The organism is Methanobrevibacter boviskoreani JH1, from assembly GCF_000320505.1.
GTDB lineage: Archaea > Methanobacteriota > Methanobacteria > Methanobacteriales > Methanobacteriaceae > Methanarmilla > Methanarmilla boviskoreani.
Map to the genome: position 1 here is coordinate 113,386 of NZ_BAGX02000023.1, position 16,136 is coordinate 129,521.

General features: G+C 28.1%; 15 protein-coding genes and 1 pseudogene. 13 read left to right on the forward strand and 3 right to left on the reverse strand.

Annotated features, from left to right (window positions below; genetic code table 11):
* Positions 1-27: 27 nt before the first annotated feature.
* The 8 genes and pseudogenes from pgsA to ON24_RS08985 form a co-directional block, all read left to right on the forward strand.
* Positions 28-582 (forward strand): annotated as a pseudogene (gene pgsA / locus ON24_RS09565) (archaetidylinositol phosphate synthase); the annotation flags it as partial.
* Positions 583-1,130: 548 nt separating this feature from the next.
* Positions 1,131-1,373, forward strand: a complete 243-nt coding sequence (locus ON24_RS06760) for a DUF357 domain-containing protein (RefSeq protein WP_016357888.1) — start codon at positions 1,131-1,133, stop codon at positions 1,371-1,373.
* A gap of 857 nt (positions 1,374-2,230) precedes the next feature.
* Positions 2,231-3,661 carry a CpaF family protein gene (locus ON24_RS06765; protein WP_394295811.1) on the forward strand — a complete coding sequence of 477 codons (1,431 nt, stop codon included), beginning with the start codon at positions 2,231-2,233 and terminating at the stop codon, positions 3,659-3,661.
* 36 nt (positions 3,662-3,697) lie between these two features.
* Positions 3,698-4,714, forward strand: coding sequence for a type II secretion system F family protein (locus tag ON24_RS09280; RefSeq protein ID WP_050553583.1), 1,017 nt, complete (start codon positions 3,698-3,700; stop codon positions 4,712-4,714).
* A gap of 391 nt (positions 4,715-5,105) precedes the next feature.
* A complete protein-coding gene (locus ON24_RS06775; RefSeq protein ID WP_040682385.1) occupies positions 5,106-5,813 on the forward strand; it encodes a DUF2162 domain-containing protein in 708 nt (235 codons plus the stop codon).
* Between the two features lie 50 nt (positions 5,814-5,863).
* Entirely contained in the window at positions 5,864-6,514 is a 651-nt protein-coding gene (locus ON24_RS06780) for a MotA/TolQ/ExbB proton channel family protein (RefSeq protein WP_040682386.1), read from the forward strand.
* A 12-nt stretch (positions 6,515-6,526) separates the two neighbouring features.
* Positions 6,527-6,871: a DUF2149 domain-containing protein gene (locus ON24_RS06785; RefSeq protein ID WP_040682387.1), complete on the forward strand. Its 345-nt coding sequence runs from the start codon at positions 6,527-6,529 to the stop codon at positions 6,869-6,871.
* Positions 6,872-7,598: 727 nt separating this feature from the next.
* Entirely contained in the window at positions 7,599-8,312 is a 714-nt protein-coding gene (locus tag ON24_RS08985; protein WP_050553584.1) for an HNH endonuclease, read from the forward strand.
* Between the two features lie 299 nt (positions 8,313-8,611).
* Here the strand turns inward: ON24_RS08985 and radB are convergent, their stop codons facing one another.
* A complete protein-coding gene (radB, locus tag ON24_RS06795) occupies positions 8,612-9,322 on the reverse strand; it encodes a DNA repair and recombination protein RadB (RefSeq protein WP_040682388.1) in 711 nt (236 codons plus the stop codon).
* 270 nt (positions 9,323-9,592) lie between these two features.
* Between radB and ON24_RS06800 the strand changes: the two genes are divergently transcribed.
* The 4 genes from ON24_RS06800 to cbiQ all read left to right on the forward strand — a co-directional run bounded on the left by ON24_RS06800 (position 9,593) and on the right by cbiQ (position 12,332).
* On the forward strand, positions 9,593-10,087 hold the full coding sequence (locus ON24_RS06800; protein ID WP_040682389.1) for a tetratricopeptide repeat protein: 495 nt from the start codon (positions 9,593-9,595) through the stop codon (positions 10,085-10,087).
* Positions 10,088-10,460: 373 nt separating this feature from the next.
* On the forward strand, positions 10,461-11,105 hold the full coding sequence (gene cbiM / locus ON24_RS06805; protein ID WP_040682390.1) for a cobalt transporter CbiM: 645 nt from the start codon (positions 10,461-10,463) through the stop codon (positions 11,103-11,105).
* A gap of 4 nt (positions 11,106-11,109) precedes the next feature.
* On the forward strand, positions 11,110-11,391 hold the full coding sequence (locus ON24_RS06810) for a PDGLE domain-containing protein (protein ID WP_040682391.1): 282 nt from the start codon (positions 11,110-11,112) through the stop codon (positions 11,389-11,391).
* Positions 11,392-11,495: 104 nt separating this feature from the next.
* Positions 11,496-12,332 (forward strand): cobalt ECF transporter T component CbiQ, encoded by an 837-nt coding sequence (gene cbiQ / locus ON24_RS06815; protein WP_040682392.1) that lies wholly within the window; start codon positions 11,496-11,498, stop codon positions 12,330-12,332.
* A 394-nt stretch (positions 12,333-12,726) separates the two neighbouring features.
* Here the strand turns inward: cbiQ and ON24_RS06820 are convergent, their stop codons facing one another.
* The gene (locus tag ON24_RS06820; protein WP_040682393.1) at positions 12,727-13,974 is read right to left on the reverse strand and encodes a tripartite tricarboxylate transporter permease; all 1,248 of its coding nucleotides are present in this window, start codon (positions 13,972-13,974) and stop codon (positions 12,727-12,729) included.
* A 243-nt stretch (positions 13,975-14,217) separates the two neighbouring features.
* On the opposite strand from ON24_RS06820, the gene ON24_RS06825 reads away from it, so the two are divergent.
* Positions 14,218-14,466, forward strand: a complete 249-nt coding sequence (locus tag ON24_RS06825; RefSeq protein ID WP_040682394.1) for a hypothetical protein — start codon at positions 14,218-14,220, stop codon at positions 14,464-14,466.
* Between the two features lie 342 nt (positions 14,467-14,808).
* Here the strand turns inward: ON24_RS06825 and ON24_RS06830 are convergent, their stop codons facing one another.
* The gene (locus ON24_RS06830) at positions 14,809-16,116 is read right to left on the reverse strand and encodes a TldD/PmbA family protein (RefSeq protein WP_040682395.1); all 1,308 of its coding nucleotides are present in this window, start codon (positions 16,114-16,116) and stop codon (positions 14,809-14,811) included.
* Positions 16,117-16,136: the final 20 nt, after the last annotated feature.

The window sequence follows — 16,136 nt, forward strand, 5'->3', positions numbered from 1 at the left end:
TATTTATAAAAATATATAATTAAATCTATGCTTGGTAGTTTAAGGCCTTTTTTAACAAAGATATTAAATCCTATAGCGAAACATCTAGATGTTAATCCAAATATTCTAACAGCTATTTCTCCATTATTCGCTATAGCAGCAGCAATACTTTTCTATAAACATTATCCATTATGGGCAGCTGTTGTTATATTATGTAGTGGTTTTTTCGATGTTCTTGATGGGGCTGTTGCAAGATACCATAACAGAACTACAGATTTTGGTGCATTTCTAGATTCAACTATGGATAGATTTTCAGATGGAATTATAGTCATAGGTATTGTTGCAGGACAATACTGTGGCTGGTTGGTTGGTATTTTATTAGTTCATTCAGCTATTACAGTAAGTTATGTTAAAGCAAGAGCTGAGTCAAAAGGAATCCAATGTGATGTTGGAATTGCAGAACGTGCAGTAAGGCTTATTATAATAATGGTTGGTGGAATTGTTGCTTATTATTATAATGGTTTATATTTCTTCTATATATTGGTTGCACTTGTGGTTTTATCCTATATTACAGTTGGACAAAGGGTATATCATGTTTGGAAAGTTACTGAGGAAGAGAAACATAGATTTAGTAAACGTCCTGTAACCTTATCAAAAGGTGATAAAAAATCCTCTAAGAATTCCTCAGATATTGATTTAGAAAAACTTGATAAAATGGATAAGATGGCTAAAGAAAAAGAGTCTAAATCAAATGACGGTTCAAACAAGGGTATAAAATCACTGTTTAAAAGGGAAAAATCAAAATCAGATGATGTTCGAAGCGATTTAAAGGAAAGTGATGATGAACCTCTTGAAAGGGATATCAAATCAAAGGTTAATTACGAACCTTTATACAGTGAAGAGGAGATTAAATCTAAAAATAAGGAGAGTTTGAATCTAGACTATGAAGGTGTGGATGATGATCCTGTAATCATTAATGATGAGGAACTTTCTGACGAGTCATTTAATCTTGATGATATTGCTGAGGAATTTAATAAGGAAGACTATTCTTCCTCTAAGAATAGTGAAAAAAGAAAGATCATTAGAAGAAAGAAGAAACATGACTGAATGTTAAAAGGCATTAAACAATATTTTTATAGTTGGTTATAATTATGAATGATTTAGAAACTAAAGAAAAGATTGAAACTGATATCTGTAAACTTGAAAGGAATCTAAAACAGGTTGAAGGTATTGAGTTAAGCGATTTAGAAAAAGAGGTTTACAATAGGGCGGTAGACTATAAGAATGATTCAAAATATTATTTAAAAAAGGAAGATTTCAGAACCGCATTCGGATGTATTGAATATTCTCATGGTTTGCTCGATGCTATAAGAATGGTTTATGAAATAATATAAACTTTTCTTAATTTTATTCCTCTAAATTATTATTCTATTATCTTTTAAATTATTGGGTACTTTTTTTTATTCTTGGATTACTTTTTCATGTTTTTCATGTTCTATTTTTATTGTCTTTGATTTTTTAGCTATTTTTTTTAATTATTATTGGTTAAATAATCATATTTAATTAAAAACATTATTTTTAATAAATCTTTAAATGACCCTTTGCAATCATTATTGGATATAAAGATATTCTAAAAAGTTTTAAAATTATTAAATTATTCAAGAGGAATCCATATTTTAATTGTGAAAAATATCAATTAGATTTAAAGTTAAATTAATCTCTACTATTTTTTTAATGGTTTTAAATTTTATTATTCCTTGTATTGGTTTTAATTTCTTGAATAATTTAAATATTATATCTTTTTTTATAATTAAATAATTAAAACTTATATTTATTTTCATTAAATCTTTTATTTATGAGTGAGGATAATAATTCCAATTTCTCTTGGAGAATTTTCTATAAAAACTTTAATCATCTGAAAGATGGCTCATCCAATGATTTTAATAAAAAATCATATGATGATTTAGATAAACCTCAGGATTTTAATCATAAACCTTTTAAAGGGTCTAAGGATAAAGAATCAGATTTATATCTTACAGATGATGATTTTTCTTTAGAATATAATGGAGAATCTTTTGAAAGCCCTTTCCATGATGATTCCGGGGATAGTTTTTTGGATGATGATTCCTTTGAAAGTAGTTCTGTTAATTCTTTTAATGGTAATTTTTCTGATGATGGTCCTTTTGAAAGTAGTTTTGATGATGGTTCTTTAGAGGACGATTCCGTTAAAACTACTTTTCCAGATGAGGATATTATAAAATATGATTTATCAGAAGATAATTATTTGGATGGAAAATCTTCATCAATTTATTCGGTAAAAAATCAGGGATTTACCTTAAAAGAGAAAACACTTCTTAATAATATTCGAAATCAATTAGTTGATTTGGCTATTAATAATAAAGAAACTAAGGAAATTGCAAGGTTTGATGATATAAAGGACATGTTAAAACTAAGTTTAGATGGATCTACCTCACAAGAATATATCAATGATTTGTCTAGAAGATTCTATGAATATATTAATGGTTACGGTATCATTAATCCTTTGGTTAATGATGACAATCTTGAGGAGATAATGGTCATAGGATCTAATAAGCCGGTATATGTGTATCATAGAAACTATGGTATGGTAAAGACAGATATTTCATTTAATGATGATGAGGAGATTATACGTTTAATTGATTCTATTGCAAGAGCCAATTATCGACGGTTTGACAGTGAATCTCCTATTTTTGACGGTAAACTTAAAGACGGTTCAAGAGTTAATGGTACATTACCTCCAATATCTGCTGATGGTCCAACTTTAACCATCCGTAAATTTCGAAAGGATCCATTTACTATTATAGATTTAATTAAAAATAACACATTGAATTCAGAAATCGCTGCTTTTTTATGGTTATGTATTGACGGCTTAGGTGTAAGGTCATCGAATATAATAATCTCTGGAGGTACAAGCTCTGGAAAAACCACATTATTAAATGCCCTTGCAGCTTTAATAAATCCCAAGGAAAGAATTGTTACTATTGAGGATACTTTGGAACTTCAAATTCCACATGATCATATTGTTAGGATGGAGACAAGATTAGCAAATATTGAGGGTAAGGGGGAGATCAATATGGATAGCCTTGTTAAGAATGCTTTAAGACAGAGACCAGATAGAATCATTGTGGGAGAGGTTAGAGGTTCCGAAGCTATTACTCTTTTTACAGCTTTAAACACTGGTCATTCAGGTTTTGGGACTTTGCATGCAAATAGTGGAAGGGAAACTATTACACGACTTATAAATCCTCCAATGAATGTTCCGAAGATTATGATTTCTGCTATCGATTTTATTTTAATTGAAAAAAGAATCTATTTGCCAGATGGTGTTAATTATAGGAGATTAACGGAGTTAAACGAGGTTGTGGGAATGGAGGAAGGTACCATTCAACTGAATAAACTGTTTATCTGGAATCCACTTGATGATTCCTTTAAAAATATATCTTTATCCTCAAAAACACTTGAAAAATTGGAGGATTTCTCAGGTCTTAGTTATAAAAATCTTGAAGATGAGATAAAAAGAAGAAAATTGGTTTTTGATCTAATGGCTAAAAATAATTTGAGATCTAATAAAGTCTTAACCAAAATGGTTAAAATGTATTATATTAACTCTGATAGGGTTTTAAGGGATTTATCTTCTATTTGATGGTTTGTATTGGTTTTCAACTTTATAAGTGGTTTTATGTTAGATGGTTTCTGGATTTTAATTGCTGATTTATTTCTAATAATTATCGAATCATTGTATAAATTTATGTTAGGGTTTAAATCAGCAGTTACAGGTATTAAGTTTAAAGAGATAAATAAAGATAATATTAAGGATGAGAATAATGGTGTTGGAAAAAGACAGGGGGATAATGTATTTAAAAATCTTAGGGATTACTTAAATTTAAGCTTTAAAAACAGATATTCCTATGATGAGTTAGATGGGGATGAGATTAGAGATGATCTTCTTTTTAATACTTTAACCAATAGAATATCCATTAAAAAAATAAGATTAGATAGTTATTTTGTTAAACCATTATTGTTTTTATCTATACTGCTGTTTCTGATTATAAGCTACTTCTTTTCATTTGAAACGGGACTTTTAAGTATTCTTATTGTTTATATTGTTATTTATTTTATTAAGCATTTTGAGGACATTCAAAAGAAAAATAAGTATTTACAAATCTCAAAGGAACTGCCATTTGTCCTAAGACATATGGCCACAGAATTAAGATCAGGTAAAGGTTTAAATGACACTTTAATAAGCATTGTCAATTCGGATTATACTATTTTATCTGGAGAATTTAATCGTTTAATACAGGAGGTTAAATATGGTAAATCTTTTGATGATGCTCTAATTGATATGGGTGATAGAATAAATTCTAAAGGATTTAGAAGGGTGGTTTTTCAAATAATCTCTGCAAATAAGGTTGGCGCTAACTTATCAAATTCCTTATACGTAATTGCTGAGGATATCTCATTTGATATGAGAATTAAGTTTAAAGATTATGCACAAAAACTAAATGGCTTTATCATGATTTATTCTTTCTTATTGATTTTGGCTCCAGTCGTTTTATTGATAATGTTAATAGGGGCATCTACGGTTTTAGGTGATGTTTTTCCATCTAATGTTTTATATCTAATCTATTGTCTGCTTTTCCCTATGATTATATTGTTTATGGCATTTTTAGTTAAAAAATTAGAACCAAAAATTTGATTTTAAAGTTTTTTATAAAACATACTTTATTTTTTATAAATTTTTCTTAATATATTATTTTGGATAAAATTCACTATTTTCGTCATATGTTTTAATAAAATGTTTGTTTTTTTAAAATCAATATTATATGTTTTTTATAAACTATATTGGTTCTGTTTTTTCCTTATTTTTTTATTTAAATAAAATTTAACCCTTTATTATATTTTATTTATATCGAAAGATTTTTAAATTATAAGTAAAAAATATTAGTTATGTAAATATAATTTATTTTTCTAAAAATGACTTTGTTTTTATGTCTTTTTTTATAATGTTCTGTTTTATTTTTGTTTCTAACAGGATTTCTTTATTAATAAATTATTTTTATTTTTTAAAAATTTAAAAATGTGATAAAATGGATGGAATGGCAATATTGTTGCAATTTGGTATTTTAGCTGCTGTTCTAGTTTTTGGAGTTAAAGTAGGTCTAGCTTCTGGTTTAGCTCATATGCCTAAAAAATGGTTAGCTTTAATCGATATTTTATACTTTGCAGGGATTATGGTAATAAGCTATATATGTCAGCCATTTTCAGAACAAATCACTTCATGGATTTATGGTTTCAACACATGGTTCTATTTAATCATGGCTTGTATTATGATTGGTGCAGGTGTTCTTACTATAAGGAAATATAAAACCCAGGGTAAGGATACATCAAGACCTGCTGCTATTGCGATTATAGCTCCATGTCCATGTTGTTTCGGTGCAATTATTGCAAGTATACTTATAGTTACCCCTATGGTTGGAATGAGTATGATGAATCTAAGTTGGATGGTTGCTCTTGCTCTTGTAATAGTTATTACTCTAACTTATTTTGTTGCAGATGTTATTATTAAAGTATCAAAAACTCCATATCCAATTATTCTTGGAAATTTCATGTTTTTCATTGGTTTATATTTCTTATTGTCACCACTTGTAATTCCAAATGTTATGGCGGTAATGACTAAATCAATGGCTGGAGTCCAAATATCTTCTGTTAATGCATTAATGGAGGTACTTGTTGGAGTTGTAGTATTATTGGTTTTAGGAGTTTATTTAACTCGTAGAAGTAATGATGATATTTAATTATTAAAACTATATTTAATTTAAAAAATGATTAAAAGGAGAAAAATTAGATGGCAGTAAGTATTCCTGGAGGTAGTTTTTTAACTTCCCTTTTGAATGTTATATCCCAAAGTCTTTTAATTCCGGTTTTAGTTATTTTATTAATATGTGCGTTTTATGTTATTATTGCATTAGGTTCTTTAATTGCAGAATATACTTCAAGAAAAATTGTTTCAGTTGAAGAGATTGATAATCTAATTGAAAACATTGATAAGAGTACTACTGTAAGTGAGGCTAAAGGATATATACTTAAAGCGGATATTAATAAATCTCAAAAGAAGATTTTAAATGAGATTCTTGATAAAGAGGAATTATCACCTGATTCAAGAGAGGTTATCGCTACAAGGTTAGTTGAACAACGTGAGGAGATAGTTGATAAAAGACTTAGAAGAACAGATATCATTGTTCGTGTAGGTCCTACCTTAGGATTAATGGGTACTTTAATTCCTTTAGGTAGTGGTTTAGCTGCTCTCAAAACTGGAGATATTAATACCCTGGCTGATTCTCTTATTGTAGCTTTTGATACTACTGTTGTAGGAGTAGGTGCAGGCGCACTTGCTTATTTCATATCAAAAATACGTGGGGATTGGTATGAGGAATATCTCAATAATTTGGATACATTAACCGATTCTGTACTTAGTTTTATGAAAAACAAACTATAAGGGGAATTTTTTATGGTTAGGTATGGAAGAGGTAGAAGACGATCAAAGAGACAAGAGGAAGATCCGATGGCTGGAACTTCAAACCTTGTTGATTGTATGTTGGTTCTTGCTTTAGGATTTATGATTATGTTGGTTATGAGCTGGAATATGCAGGATGTGGTTTTTAATCAGGACATGTCTCAGCAACAAAAACAAACTACTATGCAAGCGATGCAACAGGTAGCTCAGGTAACCCAGGGTCAGGAACTCAACAGCACACCTGAAACTTCTCAAAAATCTGGTCAAGGATATGTTGAGCAGGGTAAAGTATATAAGGATCCTAAAACAGGTAAACTGATTATGGTTCAAGGAGGTTAAACTCCTTGATTATTTTTTTTTATTTCATATGAATTTTTTTCATGATTTTAAAGTATTTTTTTTATTAAATGCACTTCTAATTCTGATTATTTTTTAATTTAGACTATTTTAAGCTTAATTCCATTTTTGGATTTTCTGTGATTTTCTAAAGAACTTACTAATTTATATCTCTTTATTTATAAAATTTCCTTTTTTAATTGGAAAATGTACCTATTTTTTGCTGTTTTTTAATAATATGTCATATTTTCATGGTTTTAATTTATTTTCAGCTATTTTAATTAAAAACAAGTCAATTTTATTAAATGATAGTATAATAATTAAATTATTAATTGTTTTTAAAATAAAATCATGTTCTGTATTAAATGTTAACATATCCAATTATTTAATAAAATCATATTGATTTAAGAAATATTTTTTTGTTTGTTGATGGTTTAAACTAGTAATATGTATTATTGTGCTATTTTAAACCTTTTTATGATCTTTCACTTTAAGGATTAAATGAAAAGCTTTTTAAAAGCACATGAGATAGATTAATATGTAAGAATGTTAATTAAATTGTCAAAACTAGAATTGAAAAAATTAGTATAAATGAATTATTGTTTTTAAGAAGGATTTGTCATCATGTTCTTAAATTCTGTCTGCAGATATATAAAAATGGATTATATGGATTTTACACGGCTTTCATTTTTAAAGGATATTTTTTTAAGGTAATATAGGTCGTGTAACTATGGACTTAATTAACTGGAATGATATTATGTGTTCTTCATATATTAACATATATGAACTACATGATGGTCAATATATGATACGGTTAAATAGAACGGATCTTACAATAGATGATATCTATTTCTTATTTGAAAGATTATCAAAATCCTTGTTTAAATTTGGTAATTTTTTAGTTAAGAATCTAAATCTAGTATTCATATTCTCAAATGAGCCATTGTATAGGAAAATCACGAAAAAAGATTTTAGACGATTTTCAAAATCAGAATCTTTAGTTAAATTCTATAAATTCCTATATAATTTAAAATTGGAATTTGAATCATTCGAAAAAGATCATAATGATAATTCAGGTCATTGTTTAAAAATGGATATTATCCTAAGAAGGATTAGGGGTAACCCCCTTGAATCTGATAAGAGAAGATCTGGAAATTATCATAACTGGAGAGAAACTATACTAAAAAGAGATAATTATTCATGTCAATGTTGTGGTAGGTCTAAATCATTGGAGGTTCATCATTTACATCCCTACTCTGAGCACCCTGATTTAAGATTGGATGTTAATAATGGAGTTATCCTGTGTAAGGAATGTCATAAAAGATACCATTATTTATATGATATAGATCAGGTAAATCCCATGACCTTTAGTAAGTTTTTAAGAAGGTATTCACATAAGCATGTAAACTATAAATATCTGGAAAAGGTAAACAACCTATCCTAATTTATTAAATTTTTTATTAATATTTTTTTAATTATTTAAAGCCAGTTAATCCTATAAAAATAGATTTAATCATTGTATTTGAATTCTTATGGGAAATATTCTTTTACAGATAAAAATAGAATTTAAATAAGTCTTGGTATATTCTAAATTATGTAGGTTTACAGGTAAAGGTGGAATTTAGATAAGTCTTGATATATATTTTAATTATAAATAAAATAAAAAAAAGTAATTTAAGGAAATTAGATTATATGTTACTAAAACTTGTTTTATTTAACAAAGTACTGTTTTTTACAATTAATTCATCTAATGCCGTCTTGTGTTATTAAAAAATTAATAATCTTGCCTTCCGCAAGGGAATTATGTCTTTTAACAGTTGCAATTCTCTGGCCAATCATGCCTGTTTTTTCAAGTTGGATTATGACTTTACTCCAATATTGTAAGGTTGTTCCACCAACTGCTTTTACGGAAGGTTCCGTATTATCGTCACCAAATGATGAATAAATTTGATTTGTAACGAGTACTGCAAGATTATATTTACGGGCTATTGCAGATAGTTGTTTCATCTGCATTCCTAGATTTTTATTTAGTATTGATGATTTTCTATCATCTGATCTATATAATGCTACAGCTGAATCCAGTATAACAAGGTCGACTTCTTCCTCCTTATTGTTTTTAAGCCAGGTTTCAACTATTATGAGATCGTCATATTGCTCGTCAAAATCTGTAGGCTCTAGGATAATGATATTGTTTGCAATTTCATCAAATCTGTCTTTAGCTATTTGTTGAATTCTGTCAACAGATATTCCACCTTCAGTGTCAATGTAAATTACTTTTCTACCTGTTTTTGCAACTTCTACAGATAACTGTAATGCAATGTTGGTTTTTCCAGAGCCTGGAGGACCAAATATTTGGGTAATAATTCCCTTTTCAATTCCACCATTTAGAATTTCATCAATAGAGGAGTTTGTCGGAATTTTTTTGGAATTGCCTATTTTATTAAGTGTTTTCATCTTTCTTTTCCTTATTTTTTTTAATGTAATATATTTTGTTATTTTTTATATTTATTATTTTTATATTTTCTTTAATCCGGGGATATATCTTTTTTCTAGTCAAATTTAGTTTCAAAATGTACTATCTTTATTAAAGCTGAATTTTTAAACATCTAAAATTATTACTCCTTGTTTATTTGTTTAATAAATAGGTAATACTTAAACTATATTTAAATAATATGCTTTTATAATAATAAATTTGATATTAGTTTATATTTTAGAGGTAATTAGATGGACAGATATCAAGGATGGAAATGGTATGATACTGGATTGATTATTCTTTTGTTAATTGCTGCATTATATTGTATTATGGTTATGTCTGATTATTTTATGGGCGTTGCATGTTTAGCTGTTATATTAATGGTTATGGGTAGTTTTACAAAAGAAATATATGTTTTTATTGCAGATGTTTATAAAAAAAGAGGCAATTTTGATAAGGCCTTAGAACTATGTGATAAGGTTTTAGGTAAGGATTCTAGATATGTTTATGCAGTTATAGAAAAGGGATCCATTTATGAAGAGATGAATCAAGCAGATAAGGCACTTAAAACTTATGACTATGCATCATCAATGGATAAGGAATTGTATATTCCTCTAAGAAAGAAAGGTGATTTATATACAAAGTTAAATAGAAATGATGAGGCTCAAAAAGCATATGAAAAAGCAAATGTCCTAAAGTTAAAAAAGGATGAGGAAAGATGGACCTTTAGATTACTTGAAAAATAAGTTTAGGTAAAAAGTAATCCTTGTTTTTTTTAATTTATGTATTACTTTTTTTATTGTTTTTTCTTTAAAAATATTACTTTCTAAATGTTTATATAGTATATTTTATAAAAAACTATATGTAGGATTGATTTTATTAAAATTTATACAAACATGCTTGTATTTTTTTCAAATAAAGGATTTTAAGGCAATAAAAAGTATTAATTTTTATACTAAAAATGTATAAAAAGTATTACTGTAACTTTATTTTTAAGATAATTTGTATTTGTATATAAAAATTTTAATATATGATAAGTAATAATTATTTGTTATTTTTTATTATCTACAGAATTTAATATTTATTTTATATTTAAAAACAAAAAATGTGGTGTGATTTATGCATATACCTGATGGTTTTATCCCATTATGGCAGTGTGCAATATATTATGTAATATTAATAATTGCATTATACTTTGCAACAAAATGGGCTAAAAATAATTTAGATGAAAAACGTATTCCTTTAATTGCTGTATTGGCTGCAGGTATCTTTGCTATTATGTCAATGAACATGCCAATTCCATTTGGTACTAGTGGACATATGGTTGGGGGTACTTTAATTGCTGTTGTATTCATGGCTCCTGAAGCTGCTGTATTAGTGTTCTTTGTTGTACTTCTTATTCAAGCATTACTCTTTGGAGATGGAGGTATTTCAACATTAGGTGCTAATGTATTGAATATGGCTATTGTTGGGGGATGTGTTGGTTTATACACATTCAAAGGATTAAAGAAATTTGTCGGTAAATATGTTGCTGTTGGAATCGGTGCATGGTTAGCTACTTTCATTGCAGCAGAATGCTGTGCTGTGGAAATGGCTATTGCTGGTACTTTCCCACTTAATTTGGGACTTGCTTCCATGGGATTATATCATGCATTTATTGGTTTTATTGAAGCAATTTTAACCGTAATTGTTCTTTATGTACTTGAAAGATACAGACCTGATTTATTATCTTGGGATGATGAAAGCGAAACAAGTGAGGCTTGATTAGATGGAAAAGAAAACTCAATATCTTTTAATTGTAGGTATAGTTGTTTGTTTAGTAATTGCTGTACTATCTCCATTTATAGCATCTGGAGATCCTGATGGTCTTGAAAAATCTGCAGAAGATGCTAGTGTTCCTGATGGTGTAGAAACTTCTTTAGTTAATGCTCCTATGCCTGATTACACAATAGGTGATAGTTCTATTGGTGAAATCGCAGCATTAGTTATTGGTATTTTCATAACCCTTATTTTAGGTTGGGCAGTAGCTTATGTTGTAAGGAAAAACTAGATATGTTGAATTGATCTTGGAGTTCTTAATGCTCTAAGATTTCTCTTCTTATTTTAAAAACAAATTTTTATATTTTAAATTTAATAATTATATAATGTGGTATAATAATGAATATAATGGAAGCTGTAGATTTGGATGTAATTTCAGGACAAGATTCTCCTATACATAATTTAGAAGGGAGAACTAAACTTATTTTTGCATTAATTATTATATTTTATTGTGTTTATTCTACTCAGCTTCTTGGTCCGGTTATTCTAGAAATATTTCTCCTTGTAATGATCTATTTAGCAAATTTATCCTATAAAACATGTTTTAAAAGAATTTTGCTTTTACTGCCTTTTGCGGGTTTTATTATTGTATTTCAACCTTTTGTTCATACAGGAAATATTATCTGGCAAGGTCCTTGGTCATGGCTCCATATAACGGATTTTGGTCTAAACTGGGCTATTATTTTATCTGTAAGGTTGGTTGTTTGTTTAACTGCAATTGTTCTTTTATCTTCTACGAGTCCAATGCAGGAGATTGTCCAATCCCTTAGAAAACTTGGAATGCCAAGGGATATTGCAATGATTCTATCAATTATGGTAAGATTTTTATTCATATTTATTGATGAGTTGGAATCTATTAGAATAAGTCAAAAGTCTAGAAACTTTAATATTCATAGTAAGATTACTCCATATAAATGGAGGGTAAAACAAGTAGGTTATACAATAGGTATGATGTTTATTAAGGCATATGAAAAGGGAGAAACTGCTTACTTTAGTATGATGGCACGTTGCTATTCTGATGAATCTGAATTGTATAAAACAAATGATACTCCTGGAAAATGGGAGTATGGTTTAATTGCAAGTCTAGTCATTGTTATTGCCTTAATACAATTGGCTTTAATCTTTATTCCAAATGCTTTTGGGTTTTTAAGTGTAGTGTTATATACTGGTTAGCTGGTAGTCTATTTACTTTTTAATTTTTTGACTCATTTGAGTTTTTAATTTTTAATTCAGTTTTTATGTTCTTTACTTTTAATAAATTTCATGTTTCTTTTTTATTTTAGTTTTTATCTAATTTTGGTTCTTATATTAATTTTTTACTCTATTTTAAGTATTTTTTCAGTTTTTGTCCCTTGTTCTATTTTTTATCAATTTTTTAATCTATTTGATTCTAACTTTATATTTAAAAATTTAAATTTCATTATTTCATTATGACTGAATATATATTCTCTAGTTTAATTGATATGATTTAACTAAATCTACCGTTTATTTTTAAAGCTTCGTCATTTATATCAAGATTATTTACAATATTTATCATAATAGGTTCCTACTTTTAATTAAATTGTTTTTAATGAAACATCTGATAGTATATAACTATTGCAGGTATAATCAATACTCCCATTAGGTGGGATTTGCTTAATCCCTGAAAGTGGGGTAAAAGTCCAAGGGCAGTTGAAGTAATTAATATTAAACTTATATATAATACAGGACCATGATATACGAAAGTAAAGATATAGACAATGGATATCATTAATCCGATAGAGATATAAGAAATCTTACCATAATTAATGCCTTCAATAAATTTCGAAAACCTATCTCCGATTATAAGTGCCAGGGATAATCCAATTGAAACGGCAATTAGTGATGAGAAAATAAACAGTAATAGGTGGAATATTGTAAAATCATTAATGATATATGATATAAAAACAGCTATTCCGCTTCTAGGATTTCCAATTAAATAAATGGATATTAGGGAAAATAAACAATCAGAGGTATTGATTCCACTAATTATCATTAAAAAACCAGTGGTGTTGTCCTTATCAGAACTGTTTGTTAGATCTTGGGCTATGATTCCTCCTTGAGCAGGTCCAAAACCTGGCAGGAATCCTAAGATTCCTCCTGTAGTACCACCTAATATGATGTTTTTTAAGCTATTTCTGTCTAATTCGATCTCAACAAATGGGTTTTGGTGAGGGATATGTGAATTGTCATTAATACTAAAAATGATGGTACTAATACCAAACAATCCTGTAAAGGTAGCCATTAAACTTAAATTTGAGGGGATTGGTGTCTCAAATATGGTCCATCCAATAATTCCACTAAAAATAAACAATATAAATGACCAAATTATTTCTTTTAGATTATGGGATAATCTATAGATAAGTATGATTGAAACGATTAAAAGAAAAATCCAAAGATACGGTTTTGAAACTTCATGAATACTCGGTAGGATTATTGCAAATAAAGGTAGGGTAAGTATCGTTACAATTATTGCTCCAAAACCTCCTATTGCAACTATTCTTATTGCTTCTTTTGCCCTTCCTTCAAGAACCATTCTATGGCCTGGAAGTATGGATAGGGCAGTTCCCTCATCAGGCACTCCAAGCAATGTGGATGGTATAAATTCAAGAATTGCATGGGATATTGCAAGTGATGCAAGAAATACACAGATCACTTCGGGACTTGTAAATTGAAGTAGGTATGGTGATAGGGTAAAAACTATTGCACCTGATGTGTTTACGTGGATTCCCGGAAAGATCCCTGTAATGGACCCGATTAATATTCCAAGAAAACAAGCAATTAATAAGTCAATCATGAATTTAACTGGTTTAAATTATTAATTAAACTTTATTTAAATTGTTTTTAAAAGATTAATAAGATTCAATTCATTTTATTATTTTAAATCAATTCTTCTCTTTAAATCTTTGGTATTCTTTAATTATATCTTTAAGTTTCTGTTGTAAATCAATAAATCAATTTAATATAAACCAATTTTTAAGAAATTTTATATTGTATTAAAGAAATAGTTAATCTATAAACAGTTTTATTAGGTGAAACAATGTCAGATTTAACTCCCGAAGAATTTGATAAGAAAGCTGATGATATTTATAAAAGAATTTCTAATAAGCGCATGGCTGATATTAAAAGGATTGAAATGAAATATGATAAGGAATTTAAAAAATTCGATAAATATTTTGATAACTATTTGGAAGATGAGTTAAATCAAATGGAAAAAAGAATTAAAAGTCAATATGAACTTAATAGAATTAGAGATGCTAATAAATTAAGAAAAAATTTTAAATTTTAATTATCGATTATATTTTTCTTATTTTTCTTGTTTTAGTTTTTTTTATTTTTAAGTAATTATTTTCTTAATCTTGGGTATTTTCTTGTTTTAGTTTTTTTTTATTTTAAGTTATTTTTCCTAATTTTTACTATTTTCTGATTTTACTTAACTTAAATTTTTATTAACAAAAATAATAATCTGATTATTTAAATGATGTTTATAAATTGTATTATTACTTGGTTTACTTATCTGATTATTATTAGAACAGTTTAATTTTATTAAAATAGTAATTGACTTTTATATAATCTTAAAATAAGTTTTAACCTTAAAAATTAGTAAAAAAAGTAAATATTAAAGTTATAGTTATTGTCCAATAACTCTTAAAGAGGACATTAATATTTGTGGAATTATAAAACTTCCGAATTGTTTAATTTCTGATTTTACTCCAGCACAATTACTTAAAGCTTGGTAAATGTTTCCACTTAACATTGCTTTTTTAACAGGGGTGGTAATCTCTCCATTTTCAACGAGAAATGCATTACTTGCCTCTACAGAGAAATCTCCAGATATTGGATTTGCAGTATGTGCACCAAGTACATCGTTTACAATAATGGCATTATCTATCTCGGACATGTCCATTAAATCATTGAAGTCAAATATAAGGTTTGATGAGGAAACGCCAGGAATTCCTGCATATGATCCACTAAATCCATTGGAAGTACTTTCTGTATTGCCTTTGTTTCCATTATATATATCAAATATGAAGTTTTTAAGAACTCCCTTATCTGCAATGACCGTTTTTTGTGAAGGTGTACCTTCTCCATCAGCTTTACCTGAAGCCATTCCTCCTTCATAGGTGTTATCATCATATATTGAAAGATTATCACTGAAGATATTCTCACCTATCTTATCTTTTAGGATGGATCTTCCACGGAGTACATTATCTCCACTAATTCCATTTATGAAATTGTTAAGTAATCCTGCACCTGCATGGTAATTTAAAATAACCGGCATGTCTTTTGTTTCGATAGGTTTTCCTCCAAGTGAATCCTTTGCAATTCTACATGCGTCCTCTGCAATTTTTCCACCATTTAGTTTATACATGCAGGATGATTCTCCTTCATATGCATTGGAGAGTTCACCGTCTTGAACTACATTAACGGATACATATCCTCCAAATCCTGTAGATTTCTCATATACGTCAAGACCATTAGAGTTTACAATCAATTCTTCACTTTTAACTGCTGAGAATTCTCCAGAACTTACATTACATTTTTCATTTTCCACAACATTAAAGATACCATTCATATATTCTGTTGCATCATCAAGACTCAAATCATCTATCTTTTTATCATAGGTACCTTTAACATCTTTATATTTTCCAGGCTCGGTAAATTGAAAGTTCTCATCTTCCTCATTTATCTTTGAGTTAAGATATGCTTGTTTTGCAGTTTGAGCTATTTCGTCAATATTACTTGTATAAGCATGTCCTAATTTTTTATCGTTAATAACACTTATTCCAAGACCTAAATTAATCTCCTCTTTTGCAAAGTTTAATTCTGTTTTTTCTGCACTTAATTCAATGCCTTTAGATTGTGAAATAAATATTTGATAGGTATCACAGTATTTTGATACTTCTTTTATAGCTTTTTCAGATAATTCATATAACATATACTTAAACTCCTAGCTAT

Coding starts and splice junctions, on each gene's coding strand:
- ON24_RS06760 (WP_016357888.1), top strand. CDS start 1,131: ATGAATGATTTAGAAACTAAAGAAAAGATTGAAACTGATATCTGTAAA.
- ON24_RS09280 (WP_050553583.1), top strand. CDS start 3,698: ATGTTAGATGGTTTCTGGATTTTAATTGCTGATTTATTTCTAATAATT.
- ON24_RS06775 (WP_040682385.1), top strand. CDS start 5,106: ATGGATGGAATGGCAATATTGTTGCAATTTGGTATTTTAGCTGCTGTT.
- ON24_RS06780 (WP_040682386.1), top strand. CDS start 5,864: ATGGCAGTAAGTATTCCTGGAGGTAGTTTTTTAACTTCCCTTTTGAAT.
- ON24_RS06785 (WP_040682387.1), top strand. CDS start 6,527: ATGGTTAGGTATGGAAGAGGTAGAAGACGATCAAAGAGACAAGAGGAA.
- ON24_RS08985 (WP_050553584.1), top strand. CDS start 7,599: ATGGACTTAATTAACTGGAATGATATTATGTGTTCTTCATATATTAAC.
- radB (WP_040682388.1), bottom strand. CDS start 9,322: ATGAAAACACTTAATAAAATAGGCAATTCCAAAAAAATTCCGACAAAC.
- ON24_RS06800 (WP_040682389.1), top strand. CDS start 9,593: ATGGACAGATATCAAGGATGGAAATGGTATGATACTGGATTGATTATT.
- cbiM (WP_040682390.1), top strand. CDS start 10,461: ATGCATATACCTGATGGTTTTATCCCATTATGGCAGTGTGCAATATAT.
- ON24_RS06810 (WP_040682391.1), top strand. CDS start 11,110: ATGGAAAAGAAAACTCAATATCTTTTAATTGTAGGTATAGTTGTTTGT.
- ON24_RS06820 (WP_040682393.1), bottom strand. CDS start 13,974: ATGATTGACTTATTAATTGCTTGTTTTCTTGGAATATTAATCGGGTCC.
- ON24_RS06825 (WP_040682394.1), top strand. CDS start 14,218: ATGTCAGATTTAACTCCCGAAGAATTTGATAAGAAAGCTGATGATATT.
- ON24_RS06830 (WP_040682395.1), bottom strand. CDS start 16,116: ATGTTATATGAATTATCTGAAAAAGCTATAAAAGAAGTATCAAAATAC.